Here is a 14,866-nt window from a genome sequence, read left to right as displayed (position 1 = left end):
AGCTGGAAGCTGGAAGCTGGAAGCTGGAAGCTGGAAGCTGGAAGCTGGAAGCTGGAAGACAGCATGAACCCCGCCATCATCGGGTCAAGGGTTTTGTTCCAGCTTCAAGCTTATGACTTCAAGCTCCGGGCGAAGCCCGGCGGGGTTTTCTTCAAGCTTCCAGCTTATGACTTCAAGCTCCGGGCGAAGCCCGGCCGGGTTTTCTTCAAGCTTCCAGCTTAAGCCCGCGAAGCGGGCGCTCTTCCAGGTGCGAAGCACCGATCTTCAAGCTTAAGCCCGCGAAGCGGGCGTTCTTCCAGCTCCGGGCGAAGCCCGGCTCTTCCAGCTCCCGGCGAAGCCGGGAATTCGCGTGGCGCCGCTCTTCCCTCTTCGAGCGACACCATCGCGCGCTTGCGGGCGCAGCCCGGTCAAGCGTTAACGATTTCGACCCCGCCCAGATAAGGCCGCAGCGCCTCGGGCACGGTGATCGAGCCGTCGGCGTTCTGGTGGTTCTCCATCACGGCGATCAGGCAGCGCCCCACGGCCAGGCCGGAGCCGTTGAGAGTGTGCAGCAGCCGCGGCTTCTTCTCGTCGGGATGACGGAAGCGTGCCTGCATCCGGCGAGCCTGGAAGTCCTCGCAGTTGGAGACCGAAGAGATCTCGCGATAGGTCTCCTGACTCGGCAGCCAGACTTCCAGGTCGTAGGTCTTGGCGGCACCGAAGCCCATGTCGCCGCTGCACAGGGTGACCACACGGTACGGCAGGTCGAGCGCCTGGAGGATCGCCTCGGCGTGGCCACGCATCTCCTCCAGCGTATCGTAGCTGGTCTCGGGATCGACCAGTTGCACCATCTCGACCTTGTCGAACTGGTGCTGGCGGATCATGCCCCGAGTGTCGCGGCCGTGGGAGCCGGCCTCGCTGCGGAAGCACGGCGTATGCGCGGTGAGGCGCATCGGCAGCTGCCGGTGCTCGAGGATCTCGCCGCGGGCGAAGTTGGTCAGCGGCACCTCGGCGGTGGGGATCAGGCGATAGCCGCGCTCGTCCTCCAGGCGGAACAGGTCCTCGCCGAACTTGGGCAACTGGCCGGTCCCGTACAGCGAGTCGTCGTTGACCATGTAGGGGACGTAGCACTCCTCGTAGCCGTGCTCGAGGGTCTGCTTGTCGAGCATGAACTGGGTCAGCGCACGGTGCAGCCGGGCGATGGTGCCGCGCATCACCGCGAAGCGGGCGCCGGTCAGCTTGGCGGCCAGGTCGAAGTCGAGCTGGCCGGTGTGGGCGCCCAGGTCGACGTGGTCGCGGACATCGAAGTCGAAGGTCCGCGGCGTGCCCCAGCGGTGCAGCTCGACGTTGTCGTCCTCGCTCTCGCCCTGGGGCACGCTCTCGTGGGGCAGGTTCGGCAGGCCGCTGATCTGGTCGTCCCACTCGGCCTGCAGCTCGGCCAGGCGCGACTTGGCGGCGTCCAGGCGCTCGCCCAGGTCGCTGACCTCGTCGAGCAGCGGCTGGATGTCCTCGCCGGCGGCCTTGGCCTTGCCGATCGCCTTGGACCGGGTGTTGCGCTCGTTCTGCAGGCGCTCGGTCTCGGCCTGGAGCTCCCGGCGCCGGGATTCGAGGTCGGCGAGACGAGCGGTGTCGAGGGCGAAGCCTCGGGTGGCCAATCGTTGGGCGACCATCTCGAGGTCGCCGCGCAGCAGTTTGGGATCGAGCATGGAATCCGGTCCGTCGCAGTCGGTGAAATCAACAAACGCAAGGCGGCCATTGTAGGCAAAAGCCCGCCCCGGCGCCACGCGCCCGGGTGCGTGACGCGGCCCGTCGCGGTACAGTAGTGGTTCCTTCTCTCCCCTGCCCGCACGGCAGCGACAGCGACCCCAAAAAACGCCATGATCGCCAGACTGGACACCGGGCGCCTCAGCGCCTCCGACCGCGCCGACGCGCCCTACCTGCACTTCCTCGAAGCCCTCGCGGACGCCGGCTTCGAGGGCGAGATCGCCCCGGACTACGCCAACCGCACCGTGCTGGCCACCGACAACTCGATCTACCAGCGCCTGCCCCAGGCGGTAATCTATCCCAGGAACGCCACCGACCTCGAGCGCCTGGCCCGGCTCGCCGCCCGCGACGAGTTCCGCCGGGTCGCGCTGGCCCCCCGCGGCGGCGGCACCGGCACCAACGGCCAGTCGCTGACCGACGGCCTGATGGTCGACGTCTCCAAGCACATGAACGCCATCCTCGACATCGACGTCGAGGCCCGACGGGTGCGCGTCCAGGCCGGCGTGGTCAAGGACCAGCTCAACGCCGCGCTCAAGCCCCACGGGCTGTTCTTCGCCCCCGAGCTCTCGACCTCCAACCGCGCCACCATCGGCGGCATGATCGCCACCGACGCCAGCGGCCAGGGCAGCTGCGAGTACGGCAAGACCCGCGACCACGTGCTCGAGCTCGACAGCGTGCTGCTCGGCGGCGAGCGCCTGGTTACCCGCCCGGTGGACGAAGACGAGCTCGAGGCGCTGTGCCAGCGCGACGACGCCGTGGGCCGGGTGCATCGCATGGCCCGCGAGATCATCGACACCGAGCGCCAGCGCATCCGCGAGACCTTCCCGCCGCTCAACCGCTGCCTGACCGGCTACGATCTCGCCCACTTGAGAACGGCGGAAGGAAAGTTCGATCTCAACAGCGTGCTGTGCGGCGCCGAGGGCTCGCTGGCGTTCACCAGCGAGGCGGTGCTCAGCGTGCTGCCGATCCCCAGGCACTCGACCCTGGTCAACGTGCGCTACGCCGGCTTCATGGACGCCCTGCGCGACGCCAAGGCTCTCATGGCAAGCTCCGCCTCTCCCACCTCCATCGAGACGGTGGACGACAAGGTGCTGGGCCTGGCCCAGCAGGACTTCGTGTGGGACAGCGTCGGCGAGTTCTTTCCAGAAACCGGCGACACGCCGACCCACGGCATCAACCTGGTCGAGTTCAACGACGACGACCCCGAGCGGCTGAGCGAGCGGGTCGCGGCCTTCTGCGAACATCTCGCAAAGGACGACAGCGTCACCCGGCTGGGCTACACCCAGGCCGTGGGCCGGGAAGCGATCACCCGGGTCTACGGCATGCGCAAGCGCGCCGTGGGCCTGCTCGGCAACGTCCAGGGCGAGAAGCGCCCGCTGCCCTTCGTCGAGGACACCGCGGTGCCGCCGGAGCAGCTGGCCGACTACATCGCCGAGTTCCGCGCCCTGCTCGACGCCCGCGGCCTGGCCTACGGCATGTTCGGCCACGTCGACGCCGGGGTGCTCCACGTGCGCCCGGCGCTGGACATGAAGGACCCGGCCCAGGAGGCGATGATCCGCGAGATCTCCGACGCGGTCGCCGCGCTGACCCGGAAGTACGGCGGCCTGCTGTGGGGCGAGCACGGCAAGGGCGTGCGCTCGGAGTACGCCCCGGCCTTCTTCGGCCCGCTCTACCCGAGCCTGCAGCGGCTCAAGGGCGCCTTCGATCCGCATAACCAGTTGAATCCGGGCAAGATCGCCACGCCTTTCTCTTCATTTCCCCCGCCCGAACACGCGGGTAGGGCTCCGTCGGTCGAAAATGACGCCCAGTCCCGCCCAGAAGGGGGCGAAGACGAGCAGGCCGTGAAGTGGGTCGACCCGGGGCTGCTGGCCATCGACGGGGTGCCGACCCGCGGCCAGCTGGATCGCCGTATCGACGAGCGGGTCTGGCAGGCCCACGGCGATGCCGTCTACTGCAACGGCAACGGTGCCTGCTACAACTACGATCCCGACGACGCCATGTGCCCGTCGTGGAAGGCTACCCGCCAGCGCATCCACTCGCCCAAGGGCCGCGCCAGCCTGATGCGCGAATGGCTGCGCCTGCAGGGCGAGGCCGGTGTCGACGTGCTCGAGGCCTCGCGTGAGGTGCGCAGCGGCGGCGCCTGGGGCGCGCTCAAGGCCTTCCCCGGCAAGCTCAGGAACACCCTGGCCAAGCGCCGCGGCGAGGACGACTTCTCCCACCAGGTCTACGACGCCATGGCCGGCTGCCTGGCCTGCAAGTCCTGCGCCGGCCAGTGCCCGGTCAAGGTCAACGTGCCGACCTTCCGCTCGCAGTTCCTCGAGGTCTACCACGGCCGCTACCTGCGTCCGCCGCGCGACTACCTGATCGGCGGGCTGGAGTTCATGGTGCCGACGCTCGCCCGCGTCGCGCCGCTCTACAACGCCGCCCTGGACAATCGCTGGGTCAGCCGCCTGCTGGCCGGCCCGGTGGGCATGGTCGACAGCCCCCGGCTGTCACGGGCGCGCCTCGACCAGCAGCTCAAGGCCTGGGGCGTGCCCGAAGCCACGCCGACATCGCTGGGCCGGCTCACCGAGGCCCAGCGCGCCAACAGCGTGGTGCTGGTGCAGGACGCCTTCACCAGCCACTTCGAATCCAAGCTGGTGATGGACGTGGTCGAGCTGCTCGAGCGCCTCGACGTGCGGGTGTTCGTCGCGCCCTTCGCCCCCAACGGCAAGCCGCTGCACGTGCAGGGCTTCCTCGGCGCCTTCGCGCGCACCGCCGAGAAGCAGGCCGAACGGCTGCGGACGCTGGCCGAGGCCGGCGTGCCGCTGGTCGGCATCGACCCGGCGATGACCCTGACCTATCGCCAGGAGTACGTGAAGGCGCTGGGCCCCGACGCCGTGCCCGAGGTGCAGCTGCTGCCGGAATGGCTGAGTGAGCGGCTGAGCGAGCGCGCGCCCGAGCTGGCACCGGAGGGCTCGAGCCTCGACGATCCCGGCTACCGGCTGCTCGCCCACTGCACCGAGAAGACCAACGCCCCGGGCACGCCCAAGGCCTGGCAGCGGCTGTTCGCCGCCTTCGGCCTGGAGCTCGAGGTAGTGGCCAGCGGCTGCTGCGGCATGTCCGGCACCTACGGTCACGAGGCACGCAACCTCGAGACCTCGAAGACCATCTACGCCCAGTCCTGGCAGCCCAAGGTCGAGGACCCGGCCAACGCCGGCCGGCTGCTGGCCAGCGGCTACTCCTGCCGCAGCCAGGCCAGGCGGCTCTCGGACGCCGCGCTGCGCCACCCGCTGCAGGCGCTGCTGGAAGCGCTCAAGCGGGGCGCCTGAGCGGCGGCCCTCACCTCCCGCGGCCCGGAGGAGACACCATGTCACGCACGCTGATCGTTATCGGCCTGCTGCTGGTCGCCGCCGGGCTGCTGTGGCCCTGGCTCGGCAGGCTGCCCCTGGGGCAGCTGCCAGGCGACATCCTGATTCGCCGCGGCCAAACCACCTTCTATTTCCCCCTCACGACCATGCTGCTGATCAGCGTCGTGCTGTCGCTGCTGCTATGGCTGTTCCGCCGCTGAGACGACATCGGCCACATGCATCGCGCCGATGGATTGCATGTCGAGCCCGGCAACGCTAGGCTGCGCGCCCTTTATCCCATCCATAAAGAGCGAGCGATCATGGAGCATGCCGGCTTCGACCTGGCGATGATCGGCCTGATGGCGCTGATCTGCCAATGGATCGCCTGGCAGTTGAAACTGCCGGCGATCCTCATGCTGCTGGTGGCCGGCATCACTGCCGGTCCCATTACCGGGCTACTCGATCCCGATGCCCTGTTCGGCGAGCTGCTGTTCCCGCTGGTGTCGCTGGCGGTGGCGGTGATCCTGTTCGAGGGCAGCCTGACCCTCAATTTCCGTGAGCTGGGCGGCCACGGTCGCACGGTGCGCCGCCTGGTGACCTGGGGAGCGTTGATCACCGGCGTCATCGCCACCATCGCCGCACGGCTGCTGCTGGATCTCTCCTGGGAGATGGCCAGCGTGCTGGGCGCGCTGCTGGTGGTCACCGGCCCGACGGTAATCCTGCCGATGCTGCAGACGCTGCGCGCCCGCGAGCACCTGACCCAGATCCTGCGCTGGGAAGGCATCCTGATCGACCCCATGGGCGCCATCGGCGCGGTGCTGGTCTACGAGTTCGTGGCGCTGGGCTCCGGCGGCGCGGCGGCCACCCATACCCTGGCATTGTTCGGCCAGACGGCGCTGATCGGCTTCGGCCTGGGCATCGCCGGCGGCTACAGCTGGGGCCTCATGCTGCGCCACCACTGGCTACCCCACCAGTTGCACAGCTTCGGCACCCTGATGCTGATGCTGACGCTGTTCACCGTGTCCAACCAGCTGTTCCACGAGTCGGGGCTGCTCACGGTGACGGTAATGGGGGTGTGGATGGCCAACATGCGCGGTGTGCCCACTCGCCCCATCATCGAGTTCAAGGAAACCCTCTCGGTGCTGCTGATCTCGGGGCTCTTCCTGCTGCTCGCCGCGCGACTCACCGTGGAACAGCTGGCCCTGCTGGGCTGGCCGGCCTGGGTCTTCCTGATCATGCTGGTGGGCGTCGCCAGGCCGCTGGCCGTGTGGCTATGCACCCTGGGCAGCGGTCTGGAGTGGCGCGAGAAGGCCCTGCTGGCCTTCATCTCGCCGCGCGGCATCGTGGCCGCCGCCGTGGCTTCCCTGTTCGCCCTGCGCCTCGAGGACGCCGGCATGCCCGGCGCCGAAATGCTGGTGCCGGTGACCTTCCTGGTGATCATCAGCACCGTGGTCAGCCAGAGCCTGCTGTCGCGACCGCTTGCCCACTGGCTGGGCGTTCAGCGTCCCTCGCCCAACGGCGTGCTGATCATCGGGGCCAACGCCGTGGCACGCCAGCTGGCCTGCACCCTGCGCGATGCCGGCGTCAGCGTGGTACTGGCCGACAGCAGCTGGGACGCCATCCAGCTGGCCCGCAACGAGGGCCTGACCACCTACTACGGCGACCCGCTCTCCGAGCACGCTGCCCAGCACCTGGAGCTCAGCGGCATCGGCTACCTGCTGCCGCTGTCTCCCTACCGGGAGCTCAACGACCTGGCGGCGCTGCACTTCGAGCATCTGCTGGGCCGCGACCGTGTCTTCCGCCTGGCGGTGGACGAAGGTCGGCGCGGCAATCGCCCCCAGGGCCAGGCGCTGGACCACCTGCCGCTGCTGTTCGGCCGCGACGTGACCTATGCCAAGCTATCGCGCCTGGTGGCGGAAGGCGGAGAAGTTCGCCTGGAGCGCTGCGGCGAAAAATTCCGCATGGAGCCGCTGCGCCAGGCCCACGCCGGTCGCTGGCTGCCGATGCTGTGCATTGGCCCCTCCGGACGCCTCCGGATAGCGACCGGCGAGACCGGGCTCTCGCCCAAGCGCGGCGACACCCTGATCAGCCTGGTCCATGCCGACTCGCCCAAGCACTCGCTGCAGACGGTGGCGAGTCCGATCTAGGCGCTGTCGTTCATTCTGCCCACCACGCAACGGGGCCGCCCATCTGGGCGGCCCCGTTGCGTTAGCGGCAGGTCCTCACGCTCAGTTGGCAGGGCTGGCCTCGAGGCTCTCCTCGGCGTCTGCCACCAGGGCGAACTCCTCGTCGGCGGTCTTCGCCACCAGGGTATTCTTGCTGTACAGGAAGAAGTAGGCCGCGCCGACCGCGAACAGCCCCAGGGTATAGAGGAAGGCCCGCGGATCGAAGGCGTACACGCCGGACAGGGCGACCAGCGACAGCACCAGCGCCACGCCTGAGGTCAGGATGCCGCCGGGCGTGCGGTAGGGGCGCGCCAGCTCGGGGCGCTTCACGCGCAGCAGGATGTGGCTCAGCGCCATCAGCGCGTAGGACACGGTGGCCCCGACCACGGCCATGCCCAGGATCAGGTCGCCCTCGCCGCTCAGCGAGACCAGGAAACCGAACACGCCGGGCACCACCAGCGCCCAGGTCGGCGCCTTGCGGCGGCTGGTCAGCGACAGCCTCTTCGGCAGGTAGCCGGCCCGCGACAGGGCAAACACCAGGCGGCTGTAGCCGTAGATGATCGAGAAAAAGGAAGCGATCAACCCGGCCAGGCCCAACACGTTGACCAGGGTGGCCAGCGTCGGATGATCGGCGGCCTTGAGCGCGTCGACCAGCGGCACGCCGCTTGCGCCGATGGCGCCGGCTCCGGCCGCCCCGGCCAGCAGCACCACCACCAGCACCGCCGTGACCAGCAGGAACAGCATGGCGCCGATGATCCCGCGCGGCACGTCACGGGCGGGGTTCTTGGCTTCCTCGGCGGCCAGTGGCACGCCCTCCACGGCCAGGAACAGCCACATGCCGAACGGCAGCGCGGCCCACACCCCGGCCCAGCCGAAGGGCAGGAAGGCACTGGCGCCGGCGGCGTCGGTAGGCGCAATGTCGAACAACCGGCCGGTATCGAACACGCCGAACAGCGCCAGGGCGGTGGCCAGGATCGCGAACACCGCCAGGCCGCTGATCACCATCATCACCTTGAGCGCCTCGCCGGCGCCGGTCAGGTGGATGCCGATGAACACCGCGTAGAACAGCGCATAGACCGCGGGGCCGTTGATCCCCAGCAGTTCCTCCACCGCGGCGCCGATGAAGATGACGATGGCCGCCGGCGCCAGGGCGTATTCGATCAGCACCGCCAGGCCGGTCAGGTAGCCGCCGGCCGGGCCCATGGCCTGGCGGGCGAAGCTGTAACCGCCTCCGGCGGCGGGAATCGCCGCCGACATCTCGGCCAGCGACAGCACCAGGGCGAAGTACATCAGCCCCATCAGGCCGGCGGCGATCACGAAGCCGCCCCAGCCCGCCTCGGCGATGCCGAAGTTCCAGCCGGCGAAATCGCCGGAGATCACGTAGGACACGCCGAGGCCGGCCAGCAGCAGCCAGCCGGCACTGCCCCTCTTCAGCTGTCGTTTGGCCAGGTAATCCTGGTCCAGAGTCGCATCGTTCATCGGGTCACCTTTGCGCTGTTGTTGTGAAATCACGTTGTGAAATCGCGTTGTGAGGTCGTGTCATGAGATCGCGATGGAGGATGACGGGCGCAGACCCGCCGGTTTGGGGAGTCGTGCCCGGAGACCGGAAGTCGAGGCGTTCAAGAAGTCAGGAAGTTCCGGACGCCGCCCGAGGACTCGATGACGTCGTCCTGGGTGCGATCCTTGAGCTGCACGCCGGAGAGGCCCCTGGCCCGGGCCTCCCGCAGCAGGTACATCTGACGTCGGCTGGCCTCCTCGAAGACGAAGCCCGCCGGACGCACGTTGGAGATGCAGTTGCGGGCGGCATCGTTCAGCCCGACCCTCGGCCCCCAGGTCAGATAGAGTCCGAGACTGTCCGGCGAGCTGAGCCCCGGCCGCTCGCCGATCAGCACCAGCACGGCCCGGGCGTTGAGGCATTCGCCGATCTCGTCGCCGATCGCCACCCGTCCCTGCTCGACCACCGTCAGCGGCGCCAGCGACCAGTCCTGGTCGTCTTCGGCCAACCGCCGCATCAGCCCCTCGAGGAAGGGCGGCGCGTTCTGCTGCACGGCCAGCGACGACAGCCCGTCGACCACGGCGATGGCCAGATCCACGGGGGGACGCGGCGCGTCGTCGGCTAGCCGCTCACGGGAGGCGGCGTCAAGCCGCCGCCCCCAGTCCGGACGCTGCAGGTAGGTCTCGCGATCGGCCGCCCGGCTGTGCAGGCGATGGATCGGCTGGCCGGTTTCCAGGCCGTCGAGAGCGCAGCGCAGCGCCTCGACGTCCAGCGGCAGGTGCACGGCGTCTTGGGCCCGGGCATGGGCGAGCTGGAACTCCAGCGAACGCCGGGTGGGCAGGCTGGTGCCGGCGCGGCCGAGGCCGATGCGCGCGTCGGTGAACTCGCGCAACCGATGCCAGGGGTTATCGGTGACGCCGTGAGTGGGAGTCGCATCGCTCATCGGACACCTCCCTCGGGGAGGCGGCTCAGCGGGCGGGCGAAGGCCTCGGGCAGCCTGCCGCTGGGGCGATGGCGAGCCACATCCTCGAAGATCGCCATCTCGTCGAGCCACTTCTCGAACTCCGGCGACGGCGACAGGTCGAGCACCCGGCGCGCATAGAGCGCGTCGTGGAAGGAGGTGGTCTGGTAGTTGAGCATGATGTCGTCGGAGCCGGGGATGCCCATGATGAAGGTGCAGCCCGCCGCGCCCAGCAGGGTCAGCAGGTTGTCCATGTCGTTCTGGTCGGCATCGGCGTGGTTGGTGTAGCAGATGTCGCAGCCCATGGGCACGCCGAGCAGCTTGGCGCAGAAGTGATCCTCGAGGCCGGCGCGGATGATCTGCTTGCCGTCGAACAGGTACTCGGGGCCGATGAAGCCGACCACGGTGTTGACCAGCAGCGGCTCGAAGTGGCGGGCCACGGCATAGGCACGGGCCTCGCAGGTCTGCTGGTCGAGACCATGATGGGCGTTGGCGGACAGCGAGCTGCCCTGCCCGGTCTCGAAGTACATGACGTTGTCGCCCACGGTGCCGCGCTTGAGGCTGCGAGCGGCGTCCCGCGCCTCACCGAGGGTGGCGAGATCGAAGCCGAAGCTCTCGTTGGTCGCCTGGGTGCCGCCGATGGACTGGAACACCAGGTCCACCGGGGCGCCCTGCTCGATCGCCTCCAGGGTGTTGGTGACGTGGGTCAGCACGCAGGACTGGGTGGGAATCCGATACGTCTGGATCACCTCGTCCATCAGCGTCATCAGCTTGATGCTCTGGGCGACGTTGTCGGTGGCCGGGTTGATGCCGATCACCGCATCGCCGTTGCCGTAGAGCAGGCCGTCGAGGATGCTGGCGGCGATCCCGGTGACGTCGTCGGTGGGGTGATTGGGCTGCAGCCGCGTGGAGAGCCGCCCCGGCAGGCCGATGGTGTTGCGAAAGGCAGTGGTCACACGGCACTTGCGGGCGACGAGAATGAGGTCCTGGTTACGCATGATCTTGCTGACCGCGGCGGCCATCTCCGGAGTGATCCCGGCGCGCACCCGGGTGATCGTCTCGGGGGTGGCGAGATCGCTGAGCAGCCAGTTGCGGAAGTCGCCGACCGTCAGATGACGAATCGGTGCGAAGGCAGCGGCGTCGTGGCTATCGATGATCAGCCGGGTGATCTCGTCCTCGCCGTAGGGCACCAGATGGTCCTCGAGGAAGGTCGTGAGCGGCAGCTCCGCCAGCGCCATCTGGGCCACCACTCGCTGCTCGGCGGAGTCGGCGATGACACCGGCCAGCCGGTCGCCGGAGCGGGCCGGCGTGGCCTTGGCCATCAGCTCGGCGAGACTCGCGAAGTGATAGCGCCGGTTTCCCAGCGTATGGTGGTATGCCTTGGCCATGAGCGTCTCCATGTCGAGCGTTCGGGCTGCGGCGAGGCCCCGGAACGGAACGAATGTTGCTTCATGAAAGGGTAACGAGGGCGTCCCAGCCGGCGTTATCGTTTTCCGGCAAAATACGATTGTTCAATGCCAACAACAACTTACCCCATAGAGCCCGGTGAAGGGCCGGGGAAGAAGGAGTGACATCGCATGTCACAGACGATTCGAACCGCCGAGAGTGCACCAAGGAAGTGCAAGTGGGAGGCATGGGACGCCAACGAGCACGCCCACAACCTCACCGACTGGTCCCAGGAATACGACCAGTTCGGCCAGGGCGGCTTCTACGGCCGCATCGACGAGGTCCATCTGCCGGCGATGCAAGTGTTCAAGGAATACACCAGCCATGCGCTGGGCCAGCAGTGCAACGTCTGGCCCGACTCGCTGTGGATGGGCATCCCCGCCGGTCCCGGGGACTGCCGCATCAACGGCCACCGAGTCGGCGAGCGGGAGATCATGTGCCAGCCCGGTGGCCACGACTTCGAGCTGGTCACGCCCGATGGCTTCGACATCTACGGACTGGTGGTCGGCCGCGACTGGCTGACACGGGTGGCCGGCGAGGCGGCCTGCCCGCTGCTGGAGGCCGACCCCGAGCGACTGATGCGCCTGCGGCTACCCCAGCGGACGCGACGGGCCACGACCTTCCTGATCGAGCGCCTGCTGGGCATGCAGGACGAGAGGCTCGAGATTCCGGTCCATCAGGACATCCTCGGCCTGGCGCTACAGGAGATCCTGAATGAGGAAACGCCCAACACCGAACGCCCGCCCAGCTACCGCCACCGCCGCCAGGTCGTGGATCGCGTCCGCACCCACCTGGAGAGCGGCGCGACACCCCCGGTCAGCCTCGACGAGCTATGCAGGATCGCCCACGTCAGCCAGCGCACCCTGCGCTACAGCTTCACCAGCATCCTCGGCGTGAGCCCCATCCAGTTCCTGCGCCTGACCCGGCTCAACCGGGTGCGCCGGCGCCTGTGCGAACCGGATGCCAGCACCACGGTGGGCCAGGTGGCCAGCGACTGGGGCTTCTATCACCTGGGGCAGTTTTCCCGTGACTACCGCCGACTGTTCGGCGAATCCCCCTCGGCCACCCTGGCCCGGCACCGCCACTGAGTCGATGTCGAGCGAGCGTCCCCCAGAACGACACCACCCCCGGAGAGCGATCTCCGGGGGTGGTATGTCATGCCACAGCGCCTAGGCAGGTACCGTGACGCGCGACATCTAGAAGAACAGTTCGCGCAGAGCCTCTCCAGGGGCTTCGCGACGCATGAAGGCCTCGCCCACCAGGAAGCCGTGGACGTCGTGCTCGCGCATGCGCAGGACATCGCCACGGGTGTGGATGCCGGACTCGGTGACCACGGTGACGCCGGCGGGAATGCGCGGCAGCAGGTCGAGAGTGGTCTCGAGCCGGGTCTCGAAGGTATGCAGGTCGCGATTGTTGATGCCGACCAGCGAGAGGTCCAGCGCCAGGGCACGCTCCAACTCGGCGGCGTCATGGACCTCGACCAGCACGTCCATGCCGAGCTCGGTGGCCTGACGATGCAGATCGGCCAGCCGAGCGTCGTCCAGGGCGGCGGCGATCAGCAGGATACAGTCGGCGCCGATGGCGCGCGCCTCGCTGACCTGATAGCCGTGAGTGATGAAGTCCTTGCGGATCACCGGCAGCGAGCAGGCCTCGCGGGCCTCGACCAGGAAGTCCTCGTGGCCCTGGAAGAAGTCGGCGTCGGTGAGTACCGACAGGCAGGCCGCTCCGCCCTCGGCGTAGCTGGCGGCGATCTCGCCCGGGCGGAAGTCCTCGCGGATCACGCCCTTGGAGGGTGAGGCCTTCTTGACCTCGGCGATCACCGCCGGGTCCCCGTCGCGCATGCGTTCGTCCAGGGCGGCCACGAAGCCACGCGGAGTGGATTGATGGCCGGCCAGGGCCAGCAATTCGGCCTCGGAAACGGCTCGGCGGCGTTCGGCCACCTCCTCGTCCTTGCGGGCCAGGATGCGCGTCAGGATGGTCGGGGTATCGGAAGCTGCGGGCATATCGGCAATCCTTGTCGGGCGGCTACTGGGCGAAGACGCGGGTGAAGTTGGCCAGTTCCTTGAGCTTCTCGCGGGCCAGCTGGCTGTCCTGGGCATCCTGCGCCAGGGCCACGCCTTCCTTGAGCGTGTCGGCGACATCGGCGGCATACAGCGCCGCACCGGCGTTGAGCGCCACGATGTCCGCCGCCGGCCCCTCACCGGTCAACGCCTGCTCCACCAGCCGCAGGCTGTCCTCGGCGGTCTTCACCTTGAGCGCGTCGAGGTCGTGGCGAGCGATGCCGAAGTCCTCTGGGGCGATGGTGTACTCGGTGATCTCGCCGTCCTTGAGCTCGGCAACACGGGTCGGTGCGGCCAGCGATATCTCGTCGAGGCCATCCTCGGCGCATACCACCAGCACATGGTGGCTGCCCAGGCGCTTGAGCACCTCGGCCATCAGCGGCACCAGCTCGAGCGCGTAGACGCCAAGTAGCTGGTTGCGGGCACCGGCCGGGTTGGTCAGCGGTCCGAGGATATTGAACAGCGTGCGCACGCCCATCTCGCGACGTGCGGTGATCGCGTGGCGCATGGCGGGGTGGTGGTTGGGGGCGAACATGAAGCCGACGCCCACTTCCTCGATGCAGCGCGCCACCTGATCGGCCTCCAGGTCGAGGCCGATACCGGCCACGGCGAACAGGTCGGCGCTGCCCGAGGAAGAAGACACCCCACGGTTGCCGTGCTTGGCCACGTGCGCCCCGGCAGCGGCGGCCACGAAGCTCGAGGCGGTAGACACGTTGAACAGGTTGGCGCCGTCGCCGCCGGTGCCGACGATGTCGACCACGTTCTCGGCGTTCAGCGTCACCGGTTTCATCAGCTCGCGCATCACCTGGGCGGCGGCACTGATCTCCTCGGCGGACTCCCCCTTCATGGCCATGCCCATCAGGAAGGCGGCGATCTGGGCATCGCTGGCCTCGCCGGTCATGATCGTGGTCATCAGCGCATGGGTCTGATCGAAGTTCAGGTTCTCATGGCGCATCAGTGCGCCGAGGGCTTCCCGCATCTGCATGGCCGTCTTCTCCTTTGGCAGTGGCAGCATTCAGCGACGCTCGAGAAAGTTGGCCAGGAGCTCGTGGCCCTGGCGCGTGAGGATGGATTCGGGGTGGAACTGGACGCCTTCGATGTCGAGCTCGCGGTGGCGCATGCCCATGATCAGCCCCGGCGTCACGTCGTCCTCGTCGGTCCAGGCGGTGACTTCCAGACACGCCGGCAGGCTCTCGCGGTCCACCACCAGCGAATGATAGCGGGTGACCTCCAGCGGATCCTCCAGGCCGGCGAACACGCCCTGCCCCCGATGGCGAATCCGCGAGGTCTTGCCGTGCATCACCTCGGGAGCCCGCCGCACCTCGCCGCCGAACACCTGACCGATGGCCTGGTGGCCAAGGCAGATGCCGAGGATCGGCAGGCGTCCGGCGAAGTGCCGGATCGCGGCCATGGAAATGCCGGCCTCGTTCGGCGTGCAGGGGCCCGGAGAGACCACCAGGTGGCTCGGCGCCAGGGCTTCGATCTGCTCCAGGGTGATGGCGTCGTTGCGATGGGTCACCACCTCGGCACCGAGCTCGCCCAGGTATTGCACGACGTTGAAGGTGAAACTGTCGTAGTTATCGATCATCAGCACGGACATGGCGATAGGGTCCTTGATTTTGCAGTGGTTTCTATTTTCGGGCTCTGTTTGTTACCCAGGATCTTAC

12 protein-coding genes are annotated in these 14,866 nt (G+C 68.2%); 5 read left to right on the top strand and 7 right to left on the bottom strand.

Annotated elements, in window-relative coordinates; all coding sequences use genetic code 11:
• Window positions 1-222: hypothetical protein (locus FHR96_RS21965; RefSeq protein WP_183389849.1), on the top strand; the 222-nt coding region annotated here is incomplete at its 5' end.
• A gap of 185 nt (window positions 223-407) precedes the next feature.
• Here FHR96_RS21965 and serS read toward each other — a convergent pair.
• Window positions 408-1,685: a serine--tRNA ligase gene (gene serS / locus FHR96_RS21960; RefSeq protein ID WP_183389848.1), complete on the bottom strand. Its 1,278-nt coding sequence runs from the start codon at window positions 1,683-1,685 to the stop codon at window positions 408-410.
• Window positions 1,686-1,856: 171 nt separating this feature from the next.
• Here serS and FHR96_RS21955 point away from each other — a divergent pair, with 171 nt between their 5' ends.
• The 3 genes from FHR96_RS21955 (at window position 1,857) to FHR96_RS21945 (ending at window position 7,219) form a co-directional block, all read left to right on the top strand.
• On the top strand, window positions 1,857-5,054 hold the full coding sequence (locus tag FHR96_RS21955) for an FAD-binding and (Fe-S)-binding domain-containing protein (protein ID WP_183389847.1): 3,198 nt from the start codon (window positions 1,857-1,859) through the stop codon (window positions 5,052-5,054).
• A gap of 38 nt (window positions 5,055-5,092) precedes the next feature.
• Entirely contained in the window at window positions 5,093-5,293 is a 201-nt protein-coding gene (locus FHR96_RS21950; RefSeq protein ID WP_183389846.1) for a DUF2905 domain-containing protein, read from the top strand.
• Between the two features lie 99 nt (window positions 5,294-5,392).
• On the top strand, window positions 5,393-7,219 hold the full coding sequence (locus FHR96_RS21945; RefSeq protein ID WP_183389845.1) for a cation:proton antiporter: 1,827 nt from the start codon (window positions 5,393-5,395) through the stop codon (window positions 7,217-7,219).
• Window positions 7,220-7,300: 81 nt separating this feature from the next.
• Here FHR96_RS21945 and eat read toward each other — a convergent pair whose 3' ends face one another.
• The 3 genes from eat to FHR96_RS21930 form a co-directional block, all read right to left on the bottom strand.
• On the bottom strand, window positions 7,301-8,716 hold the full coding sequence (gene eat / locus FHR96_RS21940) for an ethanolamine permease (protein ID WP_183389844.1): 1,416 nt from the start codon (window positions 8,714-8,716) through the stop codon (window positions 7,301-7,303).
• Window positions 8,717-8,856: 140 nt separating this feature from the next.
• Window positions 8,857-9,675: an ethanolamine ammonia-lyase subunit EutC gene (eutC, locus tag FHR96_RS21935; protein ID WP_183389843.1), complete on the bottom strand. Its 819-nt coding sequence runs from the start codon at window positions 9,673-9,675 to the stop codon at window positions 8,857-8,859.
• Entirely contained in the window at window positions 9,672-11,081 is a 1,410-nt protein-coding gene (locus FHR96_RS21930; protein ID WP_183389842.1) for an ethanolamine ammonia-lyase subunit EutB, read from the bottom strand. Before FHR96_RS21930 ends, eutC begins: the two co-directional genes overlap by 4 nt.
• Before the next feature lie 189 nt (window positions 11,082-11,270).
• Between FHR96_RS21930 and FHR96_RS21925 the strand changes: the two genes are divergently transcribed.
• A complete protein-coding gene (locus tag FHR96_RS21925) occupies window positions 11,271-12,227 on the top strand; it encodes a helix-turn-helix domain-containing protein (RefSeq protein ID WP_183389841.1) in 957 nt (318 codons plus the stop codon).
• Window positions 12,228-12,335: 108 nt separating this feature from the next.
• On the opposite strand, the gene trpC is transcribed toward FHR96_RS21925, so the two are convergent.
• Genes trpC through FHR96_RS21910 form a run of 3 tightly spaced genes read right to left on the bottom strand, consistent with a single transcriptional unit; the run spans window position 12,336 to window position 14,799 of the window.
• Window positions 12,336-13,142 carry an indole-3-glycerol phosphate synthase TrpC gene (gene trpC / locus FHR96_RS21920; protein WP_183389840.1) on the bottom strand — a complete coding sequence of 269 codons (807 nt, stop codon included), beginning with the start codon at window positions 13,140-13,142 and terminating at the stop codon, window positions 12,336-12,338.
• A 22-nt stretch (window positions 13,143-13,164) separates the two neighbouring features.
• A complete protein-coding gene (trpD, locus tag FHR96_RS21915) occupies window positions 13,165-14,184 on the bottom strand; it encodes an anthranilate phosphoribosyltransferase (protein ID WP_183389839.1) in 1,020 nt (339 codons plus the stop codon).
• Between the two features lie 30 nt (window positions 14,185-14,214).
• Complete coding sequence (locus FHR96_RS21910; RefSeq protein ID WP_183389838.1) at window positions 14,215-14,799, bottom strand: anthranilate synthase component II; 585 nt, start codon at window positions 14,797-14,799, stop codon at window positions 14,215-14,217.
• Window positions 14,800-14,866: the final 67 nt, after the last annotated feature.

It is taken from the genome of Halomonas organivorans (assembly GCF_014192055.1).
Taxonomy (GTDB): domain Bacteria; phylum Pseudomonadota; class Gammaproteobacteria; order Pseudomonadales; family Halomonadaceae; genus Halomonas; species Halomonas organivorans.
The sequence above is the reverse complement of the archived record's forward strand: the minus strand, read 5'-3'. Positions and strand labels throughout refer to the sequence as shown.

What these genes read in the sequence shown, in the direction of transcription:
- eat (WP_183389844.1), bottom strand. Translation starts at nt 8,716, where the DNA reads ATGAACGATGCGACTCTGGACCAGGATTACCTGGCCAAACGACAGCTG.
- FHR96_RS21925 (WP_183389841.1), top strand. Translation starts at nt 11,271, where the DNA reads ATGTCACAGACGATTCGAACCGCCGAGAGTGCACCAAGGAAGTGCAAG.
- trpC (WP_183389840.1), bottom strand. Translation starts at nt 13,142, where the DNA reads ATGCCCGCAGCTTCCGATACCCCGACCATCCTGACGCGCATCCTGGCC.
- serS (WP_183389848.1), bottom strand. Translation starts at nt 1,685, where the DNA reads ATGCTCGATCCCAAACTGCTGCGCGGCGACCTCGAGATGGTCGCCCAA.
- FHR96_RS21910 (WP_183389838.1), bottom strand. Translation starts at nt 14,799, where the DNA reads ATGTCCGTGCTGATGATCGATAACTACGACAGTTTCACCTTCAACGTC.
- eutC (WP_183389843.1), bottom strand. Translation starts at nt 9,675, where the DNA reads ATGAGCGATGCGACTCCCACTCACGGCGTCACCGATAACCCCTGGCAT.
- FHR96_RS21950 (WP_183389846.1), top strand. Translation starts at nt 5,093, where the DNA reads ATGTCACGCACGCTGATCGTTATCGGCCTGCTGCTGGTCGCCGCCGGG.
- FHR96_RS21930 (WP_183389842.1), bottom strand. Translation starts at nt 11,081, where the DNA reads ATGGCCAAGGCATACCACCATACGCTGGGAAACCGGCGCTATCACTTC.
- FHR96_RS21945 (WP_183389845.1), top strand. Translation starts at nt 5,393, where the DNA reads ATGGAGCATGCCGGCTTCGACCTGGCGATGATCGGCCTGATGGCGCTG.
- FHR96_RS21955 (WP_183389847.1), top strand. Translation starts at nt 1,857, where the DNA reads ATGATCGCCAGACTGGACACCGGGCGCCTCAGCGCCTCCGACCGCGCC.
- trpD (WP_183389839.1), bottom strand. Translation starts at nt 14,184, where the DNA reads ATGCAGATGCGGGAAGCCCTCGGCGCACTGATGCGCCATGAGAACCTG.